15 protein-coding genes and 2 other annotated features are annotated in these 17687 nt (G+C 29.9%); of the genes, 4 read left to right on the top strand and 11 right to left on the bottom strand.

The features are described from left to right. Positions 1 to 120: 120 nt before the first annotated feature. From H8R92_RS11080 to purR, 7 genes are all read right to left on the bottom strand, one after another. Positions 121 to 1233 (bottom strand): S1C family serine protease, encoded by a 1113-nt coding sequence (locus H8R92_RS11080; RefSeq protein ID WP_022211388.1) that lies wholly within the window; start codon positions 1231 to 1233, stop codon positions 121 to 123. A gap of 27 nt (positions 1234 to 1260) precedes the next feature. Then, on the bottom strand, positions 1261 to 2664 hold the full coding sequence (locus tag H8R92_RS11075) for a HAMP domain-containing sensor histidine kinase (protein ID WP_022211387.1): 1404 nt from the start codon (positions 2662 to 2664) through the stop codon (positions 1261 to 1263). Further along, entirely contained in the window at positions 2664 to 3350 is a 687-nt protein-coding gene (locus H8R92_RS11070; RefSeq protein ID WP_022211386.1) for a response regulator, read from the bottom strand. The genes H8R92_RS11075 and H8R92_RS11070 overlap by 1 nt, the downstream gene beginning before the upstream one ends. Before the next feature lie 181 nt (positions 3351 to 3531). After that, positions 3532 to 4494 carry a ribose-phosphate diphosphokinase gene (locus H8R92_RS11065; protein ID WP_022211385.1) on the bottom strand — a complete coding sequence of 321 codons (963 nt, stop codon included), beginning with the start codon at positions 4492 to 4494 and terminating at the stop codon, positions 3532 to 3534. A gap of 59 nt (positions 4495 to 4553) precedes the next feature. Further along, a complete protein-coding gene (gene glmU / locus H8R92_RS11060) occupies positions 4554 to 5924 on the bottom strand; it encodes a bifunctional UDP-N-acetylglucosamine diphosphorylase/glucosamine-1-phosphate N-acetyltransferase GlmU (RefSeq protein WP_022211384.1) in 1371 nt (456 codons plus the stop codon). A gap of 211 nt (positions 5925 to 6135) precedes the next feature. Beyond that, a complete protein-coding gene (spoVG, locus tag H8R92_RS11055) occupies positions 6136 to 6417 on the bottom strand; it encodes a septation regulator SpoVG (protein ID WP_022211383.1) in 282 nt (93 codons plus the stop codon). Between the two features lie 120 nt (positions 6418 to 6537). Further along, on the bottom strand, positions 6538 to 7353 hold the full coding sequence (gene purR / locus H8R92_RS11050) for a pur operon repressor (protein ID WP_022211382.1): 816 nt from the start codon (positions 7351 to 7353) through the stop codon (positions 6538 to 6540). A gap of 250 nt (positions 7354 to 7603) precedes the next feature. Between purR and murC the strand changes: the two genes are divergently transcribed. Together murC and H8R92_RS11040 are read left to right on the top strand one after the other, a co-directional pair. Next, positions 7604 to 8980 carry a UDP-N-acetylmuramate--L-alanine ligase gene (gene murC / locus H8R92_RS11045; RefSeq protein ID WP_186835486.1) on the top strand — a complete coding sequence of 459 codons (1377 nt, stop codon included), beginning with the start codon at positions 7604 to 7606 and terminating at the stop codon, positions 8978 to 8980. Between the two features lie 28 nt (positions 8981 to 9008). Beyond that, positions 9009 to 9827 (top strand): purine-nucleoside phosphorylase, encoded by an 819-nt coding sequence (locus H8R92_RS11040; protein ID WP_022211380.1) that lies wholly within the window; start codon positions 9009 to 9011, stop codon positions 9825 to 9827. 35 nt (positions 9828 to 9862) lie between these two features. On the opposite strand, the gene H8R92_RS11035 is transcribed toward H8R92_RS11040, so the two are convergent. Further along, positions 9863 to 10939 (bottom strand): M24 family metallopeptidase, encoded by a 1077-nt coding sequence (locus H8R92_RS11035; protein WP_022211379.1) that lies wholly within the window; start codon positions 10937 to 10939, stop codon positions 9863 to 9865. A 137-nt stretch (positions 10940 to 11076) separates the two neighbouring features. Between H8R92_RS11035 and H8R92_RS11030 the strand changes: the two genes are divergently transcribed. Beyond that, a complete protein-coding gene (locus tag H8R92_RS11030; RefSeq protein ID WP_022211378.1) occupies positions 11077 to 11775 on the top strand; it encodes a metallophosphoesterase family protein in 699 nt (232 codons plus the stop codon). A 162-nt stretch (positions 11776 to 11937) separates the two neighbouring features. Further along, positions 11938 to 12171 (top strand) — a binding site (T-box leader). Between the two features lie 51 nt (positions 12172 to 12222). After that, positions 12223 to 13617, top strand: a complete 1395-nt coding sequence (gene asnS / locus H8R92_RS11025; protein WP_022211377.1) for an asparagine--tRNA ligase — start codon at positions 12223 to 12225, stop codon at positions 13615 to 13617. Between the two features lie 210 nt (positions 13618 to 13827). On the opposite strand, the gene argS is transcribed toward asnS, so the two are convergent. The 3 genes from argS to H8R92_RS11010 form a co-directional block, all read right to left on the bottom strand. Then, complete coding sequence (gene argS / locus H8R92_RS11020) at positions 13828 to 15585, bottom strand: arginine--tRNA ligase (RefSeq protein WP_022211376.1); 1758 nt, start codon at positions 15583 to 15585, stop codon at positions 13828 to 13830. A 48-nt stretch (positions 15586 to 15633) separates the two neighbouring features. Then, positions 15634 to 15851: a binding site (T-box leader), on the bottom strand. A gap of 73 nt (positions 15852 to 15924) precedes the next feature. Beyond that, a complete protein-coding gene (locus H8R92_RS11015; RefSeq protein ID WP_022211375.1) occupies positions 15925 to 16965 on the bottom strand; it encodes a helix-turn-helix domain-containing protein in 1041 nt (346 codons plus the stop codon). Positions 16966 to 17253: 288 nt separating this feature from the next. Continuing rightward, a partial coding sequence (locus tag H8R92_RS11010; protein WP_186835485.1) for an integrase core domain-containing protein occupies positions 17254 to 17687 on the bottom strand: 434 nt, incomplete at its 5' end.

Here is a 17687-nt window from a genome sequence, read left to right as displayed (position 1 = left end):
TCAATTCCTCTCTGTACTAAAATAATCTACTTTATATTATACCATTTTTTCCTTTTATAAAATAATAATAAATTTAATAAAAGGATACTTAGCATAAATCACCAAATATCCTTTTATATATTAATTATATATTTTTATTTCTACTTCTTTTATAATTCCATCACTTAAGACTTCACAAGATATAGTATCTCCTTTATTTTTAGAATTTAACATTTCAGTTATTCCATTAATATTAGATATATTAACGCCTTCAATTGATACTATGATATCTGTTGGCTTAATACCAGACTTATATGCATTTCCGACTTTTTTCAATTGTCCAACATAAAAACCATGTTTATGATGCTCTATATCCATCAATATTCCACCTTCTGTAATACCTAATACTTCTTTTATTATTGATGTTGAATTTATTATATTATCTAAGTTTTTCAATTCAATACCATAATAAACGCCTTCTAAACCAAATTTTTCAGTAAGATAAAGACTACCTATTCCTATAAGTTCACCATTAGCATTACATATAGGACCACCTGTATTATTTAAGTTAATAGGTGCACTTATTTGAAGCAAGGTACATTCTTCTACTAAAGTATCGTATTTTCCTGACTTATTATACCTAGCGACAATTATTCCTGGAATAATACTTTCTATTTTTTGACCTTCAGAGTATACACTGCCTAATACAGCTATTCCCTGTCCTTCCACAATGCTATCTTCATCAGCCAACTTAATAGCCTGAATATTCCCTTCATAATCTACTTGAATTAGTGCTAAATCAAATTCTTCATCCTTTAATAAAAGCTTTCCCTCTACAGATTCTTCTTCATCATTATTAAAGATCACATTTAAGTGTTCCATATCCTTGATTCCTGAATAATTAGTTAGTATTACTCCTCTTTCAGTTATGACTACGCCTGTAACACTATTAGCTTCTCCATTATCTTCAGTTATAGTTACCAATGACTTTGATACTTTCTTTACCACTGAAGTATAATCACTAATAATCATATTATTTTTATTAAATTTTGTATTTTTAACTTCTTCAATAACATCTCCGTATTTATATTTAATAATAAAATTTAAAAATACACTTAATACTATTAATGCTATTATTACTATAATTCCTAAGTTAATTCCTATGCGTATATTAGTACGAGTATTTTTCTTTTCAAAAATTATCTTATAGATCTTATCATTTTCTTTAGTTTTTCTATCAACATTATCATCCATCAATTACACCTCCGAAACAATTCCCTTTTAGTGAGATTTCTTTAGCGTAAATATAAAGCTAACACCTTTTCCCTCTATATTCTTCACCCATATATCTTCATTATGTTGTGATAATATAGACCTTACTATAGGAAGCCCTAATCCAGTACTAAGCTTATTAGTTCTTGATTTATCACTTTTATAAAATCTATCCCATATCTTATTAAGTTCTTTTTCCTCTATACATTCTCCAGAATTAAATATATCTACATATATTTTTTCTCCTTTAGAATATACATCTATCTTTATTTCGCCATCATCATTACTATATTTAATTGAATTTTCAATAATATTTGTAACTACTTGTATTATTCTATCCCTATCACCTAATACATAAGCCCTGTTATTGTGGAATGTGGCTTTAACATTTAACCCCTTTTCCTGAATCTTGTGCTCTAAGTTTAAAATACAAAGGCTTATAACTTGGTTAATATCAAATTCAGTAATTGCCAAATTAAATTTTCCTGACTCCATAGCCGACATATCTAATAAATCATTTACTAGCCTTGCTAGTCTATCTACTTCATCATAAACAATTTTAAGATAATAATTTTCTCTGTCTCTTGGAATTACTCCGTCTAAAATACCTCCAATAAATCCTTTTATAGACGTAATTGGTGATCTTAGCTCATGAGATACATTTGATATAAATTCTCTCCTTTTTGTATCTGACTTCTCTAAGCATTCTGCCATCATATTAAATGATTCTGCTAACTCTCCAATTTCATTATTACAATTTACCACTACTCTCTTTTCTACTTCACCTTTTGCTAACCTTTTAGCTACATTATTAATATTATCTATTGGCCTTATGATTATCTGATTAGTTACTATTTTAATTACTATTGCAGAGATTATTATTTCAATGATAACTGTTATCCAAATAATAAACATATTAAAATTTCTTTCACTTTCATTTTGCATAACCATAATCATATATCCATCAATTTCACCATCTTCATATATAGCTTTTACATATCCCTTTATTGAAGCATTATCTACCTTAAATACTTCTTTCTTAAATTCTATATTGGAAGATAAAGACTCTGTATTTAATTTAATTTTGCTATACATTAAATTCTGATAATCTTCCCCATTCACTAAATATACATATCCTAGCCTATCGGTAATTATAGCTTCAGTATTAGTTGATATGCAGGCCATCTTTATTATTTCTTTAAGTTGGCTATATGAACCATCCTGTTGATTTAAATAATTATTTATGGAATTCTCAATTATACCCATCTGCTTTTCTAAATTTGATAATTTTGTACTGTGGTAATTTTTATTAAATAATATCGTCATAATTGAACCTAGAAAAATCAACACTATACTTGTAACAGAAATAAAGGTGACTATTATCCTTTGGTTTATACTTTCTTTCCTTGACATTACTTCACCTCAAACTTATATCCAACACCCCATACGGTCTGTACCTCCCATGTTTCTCCGCCTTTTAGTTTTTCTCTAAGCCTCTTGATATGGACATCTACAGTTCTTGAATCCCCTGGATAATCATATCCCCAAACTTCATACATCAGTTGTTCACGAGTAAATACTTTATTGGGAGAACTAGCTATGTAGTGTAGTAATTCCAACTCTTTCGGTGCAAGCTTTACCATATTATCCCTATAAATTACTTCATATCCTCCTATATCAATAGTAAGATCACTAAACTTTATAACATCATTATTTTTAACTTCTGGACTATATCTTCTAGTTACAGCCTTTACCCTTGCTAAAAGCTCCTTTGGATCAAAAGGTTTTACCATATAATCATCTGCACCTAGTTCTAAAGCAAGTACTTTATCAAAGACTTCACCTTTTGCCGTAAGCATTATCACTGGTACATTGCTTTGCTTTCTAATAAATTTCAGTACTTCCACACCATCTTTTCCTGGAATCATAATATCTAAAATTACTAATCCTATATTATCATTAGTAACTATATTACAAGCATCTAGCCCATTAAAACATTTTTTTGTTTCATAACCTGAGCTTTTTAAATACATGTCTATTAGCTCATTTATATTTTCATCATCATCTACAATTAAGATTTTTCCTAACTTATCGTCCATTTTCTTACACCATCCTTATAAAAATATTCTATCCTAAAACCTAGCAAACTACCTTACTTTTCTTATAAAATTAACATTTGTTACATTTTTTTATATTTATTATTTTAAAGAAATCTTGCTATAATTTTAAAATAAAAAATAATCCTCAAATTAATTATAACTTGAAGATTATTTTATGTAATTAGTTTTCGAATAATTTACTTATTGGCTTATCATCATAAATTCTTCTAATAGCTTCTGCAAATATAGGCGCAACAGATATTGAATTGAATTTTTCTAAATTTTGCTCGTCTTCTGGTAATGGTATTGTATTTAACATAACTAGCTTTTCAATAGCAGAATTATTTATTCTTTCAAAAGCTGGTCCTGATAATACACCATGAGTACAACATGCATATACATTTTTAGCACCTAAGTCTTTTAATGCATTTGCTGCATTGGCAATAGTTCCAGCAGTGTCGATCATATCATCGATAAGTATACATCTCTTATCTTTTACATCTCCTATAATGTTCATTATTTCAGAAACATTTGCCTTAGGTCTTCTTTTATCAATTATAGCAATTGGTGCATGAAGCTTATCTGCAAATTTTCTTGCTCTTGTAACACTTCCAAGATCTGGTGATACAACAACTACATCATCTTGTTCTTCAAATCCATTTTCAATGAAATGTTCTGCCAATATTGGTGATCCTAATAAATGGTCTACTGGTATATTGAAATACCCTTGAATTTGTGATGCGTGTAAATCCATTGTTAATACTCTATCTGCTCCTGCTGCAGTTAATATGTCAGCCACTAACTTAGCTGTAATTGGATCTCTTGATTTTGCCTTTCTATCTTGTCTTGCATAACCATAGTATGGAATAACTGCTGTTATCCTTCCTGCTGATGCTCTTTTAAAAGCATCTATCATGATTAGAAGCTCCATTAAGTTGTTATTTACTGGGCTGCTAGTAGATTGAACGATAAATACATCTGCTCCTCTAACTGTTTCATTTATATCTACTGATATTTCCCCATCACTAAAAGTTGAAACTTTTGAATTTCCTAATGTCAATCCTAATAAATTTGCAATTTCTTCTGCTAATTCTGGATGTGAATTACCTGCGAATATTTTTATGTTTTTTCCATGAGCTATCATACTTATTAGATCCTCCTTATTTTGGCTGTCTAGCTATTTATATTATAAAGTAAGAATACTTACTTTTTAATTAACCCTCTTTTTTCAACCCAACCTTCAATGTTTCTTTGCTTAGCTCTTGCTACTGCAAGTTCGCCCTCTTTTACATCATTAGTTATTGTTGATCCTGCTGCAATATAAGTATTATCTTCAACCTTAACTGGAGATATAAGATTAGTATTGCATCCAATGAAACTATTGTTTCCTATTATTGTTTTATTTTTATTTTTTCCATCATAATTAACTGTTACTGTTCCACAGCCAAAATTACAATTTTCTCCTACTTCAGCATCACCAACATATGTTAAATGTGATACTTTCGTATTATGGCCAATTGTTGATTTCTTTATTTCAACGAAATCACCAATTCTAACATGGCTTCCTATGATAGATTCTGGCCTTATATAAGCAAATGGACCTACTGTTGTATAACTTCCTATTTTACTATCTATTATTACAGAACTTTCTACTTGAACATTATCTTCAATGACACTATTATTTATTCTTGAATTTGGATATATAATGCACCCACTTCCAATCTTACTTACACCTTCAATAGTATTTCCTGGATATATAATAGTATCTTTGCCTATTTCTACATCAGCACCTATATACGTAACACTTGGATTTATTAATGTGACTCCATTATCCATATGTCTGTTGTTTATTCTGTTTCTTAGTATTTCTTCAACTTCTGCCAGCTGTCTTCTTGAATTTACACCAATTGTTTCTTCATAATCAACAACAACAGCGCCAACTTTTTTACCTTCGCTTTTTTGAATCCCTATAACATCTGTTAAATAGTATTCTCCTTGTGCATTGTTATTAGATAATTTTTCTAAAGAGTTTAAAAGATTTTCAATATCAAAGCAGTAAACTCCTGCATTCATTTCATTAACCTTTAATTCTTCTTCATTACAATCTTTATGTTCAACTATCTTAAGGACTTCTTCTCCATCTCTGATGATTCTTCCATACCCTGTAGCATCATCTAATATAGATGTTAAAAGTGTTGTGCTATTTTCATTATTGATATGTTCATTAAATAATCTTCCTATCGTTTCTTCTGTTATCAATGGAGCATCTCCACAAAAAACTGCTACAGTTCCTTTTTTCCCACTTAAAAACTCTATAGCACTTTTAACTGCATGACCTGTTCCAAGCTGTTCTGTCTGAAGTGAATAGCTAACATTTCTGCTATTAGTTTTTTCTTTAACTAATTCTGCACCTTTTCCAACAATAACATTTACATCTTCAATTTTTGCCTTTCTTAATGTATCTATAACATGATTAACCATTTCTTTTCCACAAACTTTGTGTAATACCTTTGGTAAATCAGATTTTATTCTTGTCCCTTGCCCTGCTGCTAAAATAAGAGCACACTTATACATAAATTCACCTCTTCAATTATGAGGACAAAATTTCATTTTATCCATTTATTGTTCGCATACCTTAATATATTATATTTCATTAACGTTTTGATTTCAACCTTCCTCTATAAAATATATATAGCTTACATTTAACTATAATGAAATAATATACTATATTTATTTTAACAAAAAAGAGGCTATGCCTCTTTTTAATTAATATTTGATATAAATTTTATTCACTTACAGTTAGGCTTTCTTCAGAAACTGCCTTTTCATAAGCTTCTAAAATTGCACTTTGTATTCTTTCTCTTGTTTCAGTATTGATTGGGTGTGCAATATCTTTGAATTCACCATCTGGTGTCTTTCTGCTTGGCATTGCTATAAACAAACCATTTTGCCCCTCAATAATCTTAATATCATGTACTACAAATTCATTATCAAATGTCACAGATACAATAGCTTTCATTTTTCCTTCTGATGCTATTTTTCTAACTCTAACGTCTGTGATTGTCATTTCACTCCACCTCCAGTTGCTTTTATATAAATATATTTCTATAAAAAGTTTAAAAATCCTTTTTTTTACTTAATTTTTTTTAAATTTTACAAAAAAATATATCAAACAACTGGTTTTTTCTTATTTTATTAGATTGGAAGGAGTTACTTTTATCTTACCGTCTTCACTTATATACTCAATATCGATGATTGAAACATAATCCGTTACTCTCTTATTGACAACACCTATATTATCAACTAACACCCCAGTACCAACTAATTCACTATCAAATTCTTTTAATAAATCAGTTATCCCTTGAGCTGTTCCGCCGCCTCTTAAGAAGTCATCTATAAATACACATCTGCTAGAAGGCTTCATAGATTTCTTTGCTAAAGACATTTGTTGTATTCTTCCACTTGTGCCTGATAAATAATTAATAGAAACAGTAGGCCCTTCTGTAACTTTATTTTCTCTTCTTATAATTACTAACTCTATACCTAAACTCTTAGCAACTTCATAAGCCAGTGGAATACCTTTTGTTTCAACTGTCACAACATAATCTACATCCATTGATTTGAAATAAGAAGCTAATATGACACCTGCCTTACTTATTATTTGTGGATTATACATTATATCTGTTAAATAGATGAAGTTACCTGGAACAACTCTTCCTTCTTCCATAAGTGCATCACATAATTCATTAGCAAACTCTTCTTTAGCACTAACGCCCATTTGAGGAATGAACTTTATTCCTCCAGCTGCTCCAGATATAGTTTCAACTTTACCCATTTCTAATTTTTCTAGTACTTCTCTAACAATAACTATATCTTCACTTATTGTTGACTTAGCTGCATTTAATAATTCTGAAAATCTATTTAAGCCTATTACCTTATTGGGATTTTCAACTAAAATCTTAGTAATGATTACAACCCTATTATTTCTGCTTAATTTTTCCATTTTTTCTCCTTTCTTTATATGCCTCATCACGAACTTTCATATTTTTTCTACCCTATAATATTCATATTTTATTCTAAATATAGCTTATTATCAATAGTTTTACTCACTAATTTTAAAAATCTTTCTAAATATATATAATTGCCTTATCCCCTTTTTTTCAATATATATTTTCATATATTTATTATTTTATATGTTCAAATTGTAAATTTTGTATATAATTATAGATAGATTATATAAAGGAGTTGATATGATGGCTTTTGACTTAAATATCGATAAACATAAGAAAGTCCACTTCATTGGAATTGGTGGAGTAAGTATGAGCGGACTTGCTGCTATACTACTAACAAAAGGATATAGAGTTTCTGGTTCTGATTCTAAGGAATCTGAAGTTTTAAATAAATTAAGAGAAGCTAATGCTGAAATATATATTGGACATAAAAAAGAAAACTTAAGAAACGTTGACTTAGTTGTTTACACAGCTGCAATTCCTGCTGATAATCCAGAATTAATAGAAGCCAAAGCTCAAAACATAGAATTGATGGATAGAGCTGAATTCTTAGGCTATATCATGAAAGGACATAAGTATAATGTAGCTATTGCTGGTACTCATGGGAAGACCACTACTACTTCTATGCTTTCCCACATAACTATTGAAGCAAACTTAGATCCAACTATCCTTGTAGGTGGAGATGTTGATGCTATCCATGGAAACTATAAGATTGGCGAAAGTGAATACTTTGTAACAGAAGCATGTGAATATAAAGCATCTTTCTTAAAATTCTACCCTTACATAGGTATTATCCTTAACATAGATGCTGATCATTTGGATTATTACAGAGATATCAATCATATTGAAGATACTTTTAAAAAGTTCTCTGACTTAATCCCTGATGACGGATATCTAGTAGGTTGTGCAGAAGATCCTAGAGTAGTGGAAGTTCTTAACTATGCAAAATGTAAAACTTTAAGCTACGGATTTGATAAAGGCGATGTTACAGCTGGTAATATTTCATTTAACAATAAGGGTTGTGCTACTTTCACTGTATTCCATCATCATAAGGAATTATTTGATGTTACTTTAAGCACAACAGGAAGACATAATATCCTAAATGCTCTAGCAACAATATGTACATCTTTAATCTTAGAAATTCCTAATGAAGCTGTTATTAATGGCTTAGCTGCCTGCAAAGGTGCTCATAAGAGATTTGAATACAAAGGAGAATTTAATGGTGCTACTATAATTGATGATTACGCTCATCATCCAGTAGAGATTGCTGCCACTTTAAATACAGCAAAACTTATTCCTCATAATAAAGTATACTGTGTATTCCAACCACACACTTATACTAGAACAAAAACTTTATTTGATGACTTTACTACTTGCTTTAAAGATTCTGACGAGCTTATCCTAATGGATATCTATGCTGCCCGTGAAAAAGATACTGGTCTTGTTTCATCAGATGAACTTGGTGATTCTATAAGAGCAAAAGGTTTTAACTGCATAAATCTTCATAGCCATGAAGAAGTAGCAAACTACTTAAAAAATAAAGTTAAAAAAGATGATCTAGTTCTTACTGTAGGAGCTGGAGATGTTGTTAAAGTAGGAGAACTTCTACTTAATTCTTAATAAAAAATAAACTTAAGAGGTGATACTAATGGATTTATTAAGCAAAATATCAGTAGCTGCTGAATTTATAAAAAGCAAAAGCAAATATACCCCTGAAATAGGATTAATATTAGGTTCTGGTCTTGGTTCTTTAGCTGATACAATAGAGCAAGCTGAATTCTTTGACTATGCCGATATTCCTAACTTCCCTACATCTACTGTAGAAGGACATAAAGGAAGACTAGTAATTGGTTTATTAGAAGGAAAGCAAGTTATAGCTATGCAAGGAAGATTTCATTTCTATGAAGGATATTCAATGCAAGAAGTTACCTTCCCTGTAAGAGTTATGAAGCTTTTAGGAGTTTCTAAACTTGTTGTAACTAATGCTTGTGGAGCTGTAAATACAGATTTAAACCCTGGAGATTTAATGATTATTAATGACCATATCAATCTTTCTGGTACAAATCCTTTAATTGGTAGAAATCTTGATGAGTTTGGTCCAAGATTCCCTGATATGTCTGAAGCATATAACAAAGACCTAAGAAATAAAGTATTAGAAGCAGGCCAAGATTTAGGATTAAACTTAAAGCAAGGGGTTTATGTGATGCTATCTGGTCCAACATATGAAACTCCAGCAGAAATTCGTATGGTTGGAATTTTAGGTGGTGACACTGTTGGTATGTCTACTGTTCCAGAAGTTATCATTGCAAACCACTCTGGTATAAAGACTGTGGGAATCTCTTGCATTACTAACATGGCTGCTGGAATACTAGATCAGCCTTTAAGCCATGAAGAAGTTATGGAAACTTCTACAAAAGTTAAAACTAACTTCATTAATTTAATGAATAGAATAGTTAAAACAATTTAAAAAAGCTGTACCTTGCGGTACAGCTTTTTAGCTTTTTATAATACAACTATTTCTTTAGTTACTGAATTTAGTATTTCGCAACCATCTTTTGTCACTAATACTAAATCTTCTATTCTTACACCTATATTGTCTTTTAGGTATATTCCAGGTTCTACTGAGAATATCATGCCTGCTTTTACTTCTTCATGATTTACTCCGCTTACATCACCGAAATCATGTACTTCTATTCCAATACTATGACCTGTTCTATGAGTAAAATACTCTCCATAACCAGCATCTTTAATAAGATTTCTTGCTGCATTATCTATATCTGAGAACTTCACACCTTCTTTAATGATTGAAATAGCTTTTTCGTTAGCACTCTTTACAATATTATATATATCAGCATGTTCTTTACTTGGCTCTTTTCCAATAAATACTGTTCTCGTCATATCTGAACAGTAAGAATTATATTTTCCACCAATATCTAAAACAATACTATCGCCATCTTTGATAAGGTCCTTGCCTGTGCCATGATGTGGATCTGCACCATTAGGGCTAGTGGCTATTATTGGAGAAAATGAAAATCCTGATGCTCCTTCACTTTCATATAATTCTTGTAAAAGACCTACATAATACTTTTCAGATTTACCTACTTCTAAGTTATTCCAAAGCTTAAGCATTACTGCATCATTTATTTTTGATGATGCTTTCATTATTTCTATCTCTTCAGCATCTTTAATCATTCTTACTCTATCAATAATTGGCGAACCATTAACAAATCCCTTAGCTACATTACTATTAATAAGTTGTATTAAAAATTTCGCTGGCCAATCTTTATCTATTCCTAAAATTTCATTCTTATCAATACATTTATTTAAGTGGTCTATAGGATTTTCAGTATCTTCATACCAAATCATTTCTACACCTAAATCTTCATATACAGGGAATAACCTATTAATAACCATTTTATGATTGCCATTTTTATTTATATATAAAGCAATCATTCTTTCACCTGGATGTATCCACTTTCCTGTTAAATAAAATATAGATGCTGGAGATGTAATTATCATTTGTGATAATCCTTCTCTCATCATTCCTTCTAAAACCTTATTTACTCTACTATTTTTCATAAAAAACACCTCCAAAACACTATCAATTCTTTCTATAATAATACTTTATATTTTCAATAATATCCACTTCTATTTTTGTCACTAAAATTATAATTAATGATATAATTATCTTAGTAAATACATTGGAGGATTTAAAAATGAAAATAGCAGCCATATCAGATATTCATGGAAATATATACGCATTAATGAAAGCATTAGAAGATATAGATGATCAAAAAGTAGACAAGATAGTATGCTTAGGAGATTTTGTAGGTTACGGACCTCATCCTAATGAAGTTATTGCTTTAATAAAGAGAAGAGAAATTCCTTGTATAAAAGGTAATTATGATGCTTCAGTGGTGGATGGTGCTTATACTTATATAAGAAATACTGAAATTAACTCTTTTTCTTTACCTTGGACATGCTCTGAATTAAGAACTTCAAATAAATTTTATTTAGATTCATTGCCTGAAAAATTAAAATATACAGTTAACGGTATTAATTTATGCTTTACTCATGGAAGTCCTAACTTAATAAATGAATACCTATTTGAAGATGCAGAAAACACAAAAAAAGTTATGGAAAACTTTGAAGATGATGTTTTAATTTGTGCTCATACTCATATACCATATATAAAAAAATTTAATGATAAACTTATTGTTAATATAGGAAGTATTGGAAAACCTAAAATAGGTAGACCTAATATTACATACGCAATATTAGATATTAACAATTTAGGTAAAATTGATGTTACTATCAGAGAACTGAAATATGAATACAAAAGAATCATGAAAGACTGTACTATGTTAAACTTCCCTTCAGCCATAGTAAACTCATATGAAACAGGACAAGAGTAATAAAATAGAGCATTGAAAGATGCTCTACTTTAGTTAAACAATGAATGTACCCTTCACGTTAATTTATTTATTTTAAGTAGCCATAAATAGCTATTATATTATGAATTTAAGTTGCAAATGTTAGCAAACTATTGTAAAATCGAATTATTAAATATAAATATCGTAATTACTATGAAGAGAAGAGTAGCATTTGAAGGTAGTTTTTAGCGAATAAGGGATGGTGTAAGCCTTATACGAAATCATTTGTGAAGAACATCTCGGAGTTTCTAACCGAACCAGTAAAACTTTAGTAGGCTTAGACGGGTTTAATCCGTTATTAATTTTGCATTATGCACTAAGTGGCCTTAATATAGGCAATTTGGGTGGTACCACGTAAGTTATCCTTTCGTCCCATTATTTATGGAGATGAGAGGTTTTTTTATTATAAAAATTTTTAGGAGGTAAATTATGAAAGACGTAGTTTTAGTAAAATCACTTTACAGAAATTCTCAAGAATATTTAACTAAAGAAATTGCTATTTCTGGTTGGATAAGAACTTTAAGAGCTTCAAATGCATTTGGATTTATAGAAGTTAATGATGGTAGCTTCTTTAAAAATATTCAGGTGGTTTTTGATAACAACCTATCAAACTTTAAAGAAATCTCAAAATTACCAATCAGCTCATCAATAAAAGTTATTGGTACTTTAGTAGAAACTCCAGAGGCTAAACAGCCATTTGAAATTCAAGCTAAAGAAGTTGTAATAGAAGGTATGTCAGATTCTGATTACCCATTACAAAAGAAAAGACATACTTTTGAATACTTAAGAACAATTGCTCACTTAAGACCAAGAAGTAATGCTTTCTCAGCAGTATTCAGAGTAAGATCTGTAGCAGCATATGCAATCCACAAGTTCTTCCAAGATCAAGGATTTGTATATACTCATACTCCAATCTTAACAGGAAGTGACTGTGAAGGTGCTGGAGAAATGTTTAAGGTTACAACTTTAGATCTTAATAATATTCCAAAAACTGAAGATGGAAAAATTGATTACAAAGAAGATTTCTTTGGCAAAGAAACTAACCTTACAGTTTCAGGACAATTAAATGGTGAAAGTTATGCCTTAGCATTTAGAAATATCTATACATTTGGTCCTACTTTCAGAGCTGAAAATTCAAATACAGCGAGACATGCAGCTGAATTCTGGATGATTGAACCTGAAATAGCATTTGCTGATTTAGATGATAATATTGAACTTGCTGAAAACATGTTAAAATACGTAATTAAATACGTTATGGATGAATGTCCAGAAGAAATGGCTTTCTTCAACCAATTCATTGAAAAAGGATTATTAGATAAGTTAAATCATATAGTAACTTCAGATTTCGGTAAAGTTACTTATACAGAAGCAGTTGAACTTCTTAAAAACTGTGGAAAAGATTTTGAGTATCCAGTTGAATGGGGTATTGATCTTCAAACAGAACATGAAAGATATTTAACTGAAGAAATCTTCAAGAAGCCAGTATTTGTTACAGATTATCCAAAGGATATCAAGGCATTCTACATGAGACTTAATGATGATGGAAAAACTGTTGCTGCAACTGATTGTTTAGTTCCAGGAATAGGTGAAATCATAGGAGGAAGCCAAAGAGAAGAAAGACTTGATGTCTTAAAGACAAGAATGGCTGAATTAGATCTTAATGAAGAAGATTACTGGTGGTACTTAGAACTTAGAAAATATGGAGAAACTAAACATGCTGGATTTGGTTTAGGATTTGAAAGACTTATCATGTACATAACTGGTATGTCTAACATCAGAGATGTAATACCATTCCCAAGAACAACTGGTCAATCCGACTTCTAAATATTGTAAAAAGAGCACTTTAGTGCTCTTTTTATTTTAAAATTATTTTTTATTTTTTGTATAATTTTATTAATAAAGTCAATACTATAAATGTAGATATAAACCTGTGTAAAAACAGGTTCCCATCCCCCCATTATTTAAAAGAGCACCTGTTGAAGGTGCTTTTTTTTATAAAAAATTAAATTATTCAGTTTTAATTTTTCATTTTTACTACATTCTTTCAACGCTTTCCATACCTAATAATTCTAAGCATTCTTCTAAGATGTTTTTCACAAGATTTATTAATGCAAGCCATGATGCTTTCTTAGCTTCATCTTCTTCTGATATTATTCTTGTATCGTTGTAGAATTTATTGAAGTTATTGGATAATTCATATATATATTCACATACCTTATGAGGTGCTCTATCTCTAAAGCTGCTTTCTATCATTTCATTGAACTTAATTGCTTGAAGCATTAAGTTTCTTTCTGCTTCAGTTGTTGGTATATCTATAGATACATTAGAAATATCCATGGCAGCTTTATTTAAGATAGACTTAATTCTTACTATTGTATAAAGAATATATGGCCCTGTGTTTCCTTCAAATGAAGCAAATCTATCTATATCAAAGATATAATCTTTTGAAGCTTGATTTGATAAATCACCATATTTTAAAGCAGCTAACCCTACTTTTGATGATATTTCTTCAACTTCTTCTGCTGTTATATTTTTATTATCTTTAAGTTTTTCTTTACCAGCTTCTTTAATCATGCTTATTAAGTCAGCAAGTCTCATTACTCCACCTTCACGAGTTTTAAATGGCTTACCATCTTTTCCATTCATTGTACCAAAACCAATAAAGTCTAATACTATATCTTCCCTAGCAATTCCTGATTTTCTTGCTGCTCTAAAGAATTGTTCATAGTGAAGTCCTTGCCTCTTATCAGCTAAGTATATTATTTCATTAGCTCTTAAATCTCTAACTCTTTCTACAACTGTAGCTAAATCTGTAGTTCCATATAGTGACGCTCCATCAGATTTTAATAAAAGAAGTGGTGGAATAGGTGCTTTATCATCTTCTTTACTTACATCAACAACTAAAGCTCCTTCACTTTCATGTGCATATCCATTTTCCTTTAATTCCTTAACCATATCTGGAATTAATTTTTGTGCATCACTTTCACCATTCCATAATTCAAAGCTTACATCTAATGCTCCATAATTTTTCTTTAAGTCAGCAACTGATACATTTAAGATATGCTTCCATAAAGCAACATATCCTCTTCTTCCTTGTTGAAGTTCCACTGTTGCCTTCTTAGCAGCTTCCATTACAACTTCATCTGATTTAGCAAGCTTACTTGCATATGGATATATATCTTCAAGCTCATCTATTGTAAATGGTGCTTCAGCAGGATACTCTCCTTCAAAGCTTGCATCAAAGTATGGTAATTCTGGATTTCTTCTTTCCACTTCTGAAATAACCATACCCATTTGAAGACCCCAATCTCCTAAGTGAACATCACCAATAACATCATGTCCTAAGTATTTAGCAATTCTCTTAATACTTTCACCAATGATTGCAGATCTTAAGTGCCCTATATGTAAAGGCTTAGCAACATTTGCTCCACCGTAATCTACAACTATTTTTTTAATTTCTGTTGCTGGTGAAGTACCAAATTTTTCATCCTTGTTCATCTTATTAATATAATCAATTAAGAACTCATCATTAATTGTTATATTAATAAACCCAGGTCCTGCTATTTCTAATTTAGAGAAAATTTTATTTTCTTTTAATTTAGCTACTACTTCTTCTGCTATAACTCTTGGTGCTTTTCCATGTTTCTTAGCATTAGGTAACGCCCCATTACATTGATATTGGCAAAGGTCTGGTCTATTTGATACAGTTACCTTTCCTGATTCCCTGTCATATCCAAGTCCTTCAAAAACATCTTTAACTATATCGCTGATTTGATCAATAAATATTTTCATAATCTGCCTCCTATTTTTTTAATATAAAAAAACCGCCTCTTTATAATACAAAGAGACGGAATATTTCCGTGGTACCACTCAATTTAACTAGAAAATTCTAGTTCACTCAAAACTTTAACGCAGTTAACGTCACACCCTTACATATAAATGCTCAGGTAGCTTCTCCAAGTTCCTCTTCCTTATTTCATATCTTATAAGACTTCCACTCTATTCTTACTCGCTAGTAGATAATTATAAATAAGTACTCTTCTTTTCATAGAATTTTTTATTCTTCTTAATATTAATATAAAATATATGATAAAACAAATTTAATGAAAAATCAAATTATTATTTTATTTATTAAATATTGTTTATTAATTCATTAAATTCTTCATTATTTTTTACAAAACCTAGTTCACCTTCAACATCACTTTTCAGAGTATTTACAAAGGTATCAATAAATTGTTCAAATCCTTCTTCACTTTGATTAACCTTCATATTTGCATATAGTTTAGATTTTGATGGGTTCCATGGCTTTTTCATTGCTTCTAGCATTTTTTTAAGTACAATTACAAAGTTATCTGCATCTTTTTCATCACTGTATAATTTGAAATATCCAACTTGTCCATTGTAATCCAATAGGTCATATAAATCTGTTGTTTTGTCTAAAATCTCTGCAAAATATTTGGCATCCTCTTTTCTACCATCCTTTAAAGCTATTTCCATCATGGATATTAATATTGTAAAAATATCTGTGGTTGCTTCTATTAACTTATAGCTAAAAAGTTCAGAGGCCTTATCAAACTCACCTTTTTTAATATAAAGTCTTCCTTGTAACCTATCTTTATCATATGTAACAGTAGGTAATTTATCTATACAGCTTTGTGCTTTTTTATATTCATTTCTCTCTAAATATTTATTTATAAGCATAGAGGTTGCCTCATTTTTAACCTCTAAGTCTTCACTTTCTAGCACTCTTACATATAAAGCTTCTATTTGTCCTTCATAGTATTCTCTATTATCTACTCCAAACATACAAATCATTCCTGATAACATGGTTGCAGTGCTTAGAATCAACTTATAGCAATTAGGAAATTGCTGAATCTTATCAATAGCTACTTCATATGCTGTATTAAAACCTTTAGTGCTTACAACTTCATATAATTCATTTAAAAAATTACCTATTTCCTTCTCTGATAAGTCATCATTAAAAGAAAGTAATGTATTTAAATCTACTTTTAAAAGCCTAGCTAGTGCTGGTAATAATGTTATATCAGGATAACAGCCACCTTTTTCCCACTTATTCACTGCTGGTGTTGAAACACCAAGATAATCTGCAACTTGCTCCTGTGTCATTCCTAGTGTAATTCTCTTTTTCTTTATAATATCATTTATTTTCATAGTATTATTAACCTCTCATTTTAAATAATATCAAAAGCCTTTGGTATTATTATTTTAACAAGATATTTTAATGTAAACAATTGAGCTGTAGTTAATTGTAAAGATAAAAATTTAACCATGAGTTAATTAATATAAATAATTAATATAAAAGTTATACAATTTATACTTTAATCTCCCCTATAAATTCCTGATTATCAGTGAATTGAAAGTGAAACTATCTAATCTTATAATTCATTTCTTGTGAACTGGTCTTATGTCAATATTTTGGACACAAAAAGTCAAACTTTTTTATGCTGCACTTCTAGCTAATAACTCACATTGTTCTGGTGTCATGTAATTAATAGAAGAGTGTATCCTTTTTCTGTTATACCAACCTTCAATATATTTAAATATAGCTATATTGGCTTCTTCGAAGGTACGATATGTATTTCTATAGATTTCTTCCTTCTTCATTGAAGAATGGAAAGATTCTATACAAGCATTGTCATAAGGACAACCTTTTTTACTAAATGATTGTATAATATTAAACTCTTTACATAGCTCTTTTAAATCATTAATCATTCTTTTACCGAAAGCGTAGCCAATTATTTTTTTAGAATGTAAGTCAAGAACTGAAGCTAAATAGCACCAACCATCCCTACTAGTATGAATATATGTAATATCTCCTACCCATTTTTCGTTAATATAAGTAGTTGTAAAGTCTCTTTTTAAAACGTTTTCTA

This window comes from Clostridium lentum, from assembly GCF_014287815.1.
Lineage (GTDB): Bacteria > Bacillota > Clostridia > Clostridiales > Clostridiaceae > Clostridium > Clostridium lentum.
Note: the sequence above shows the minus strand (reverse complement) of the source record. Positions and strands in the feature narration are given on the sequence as shown.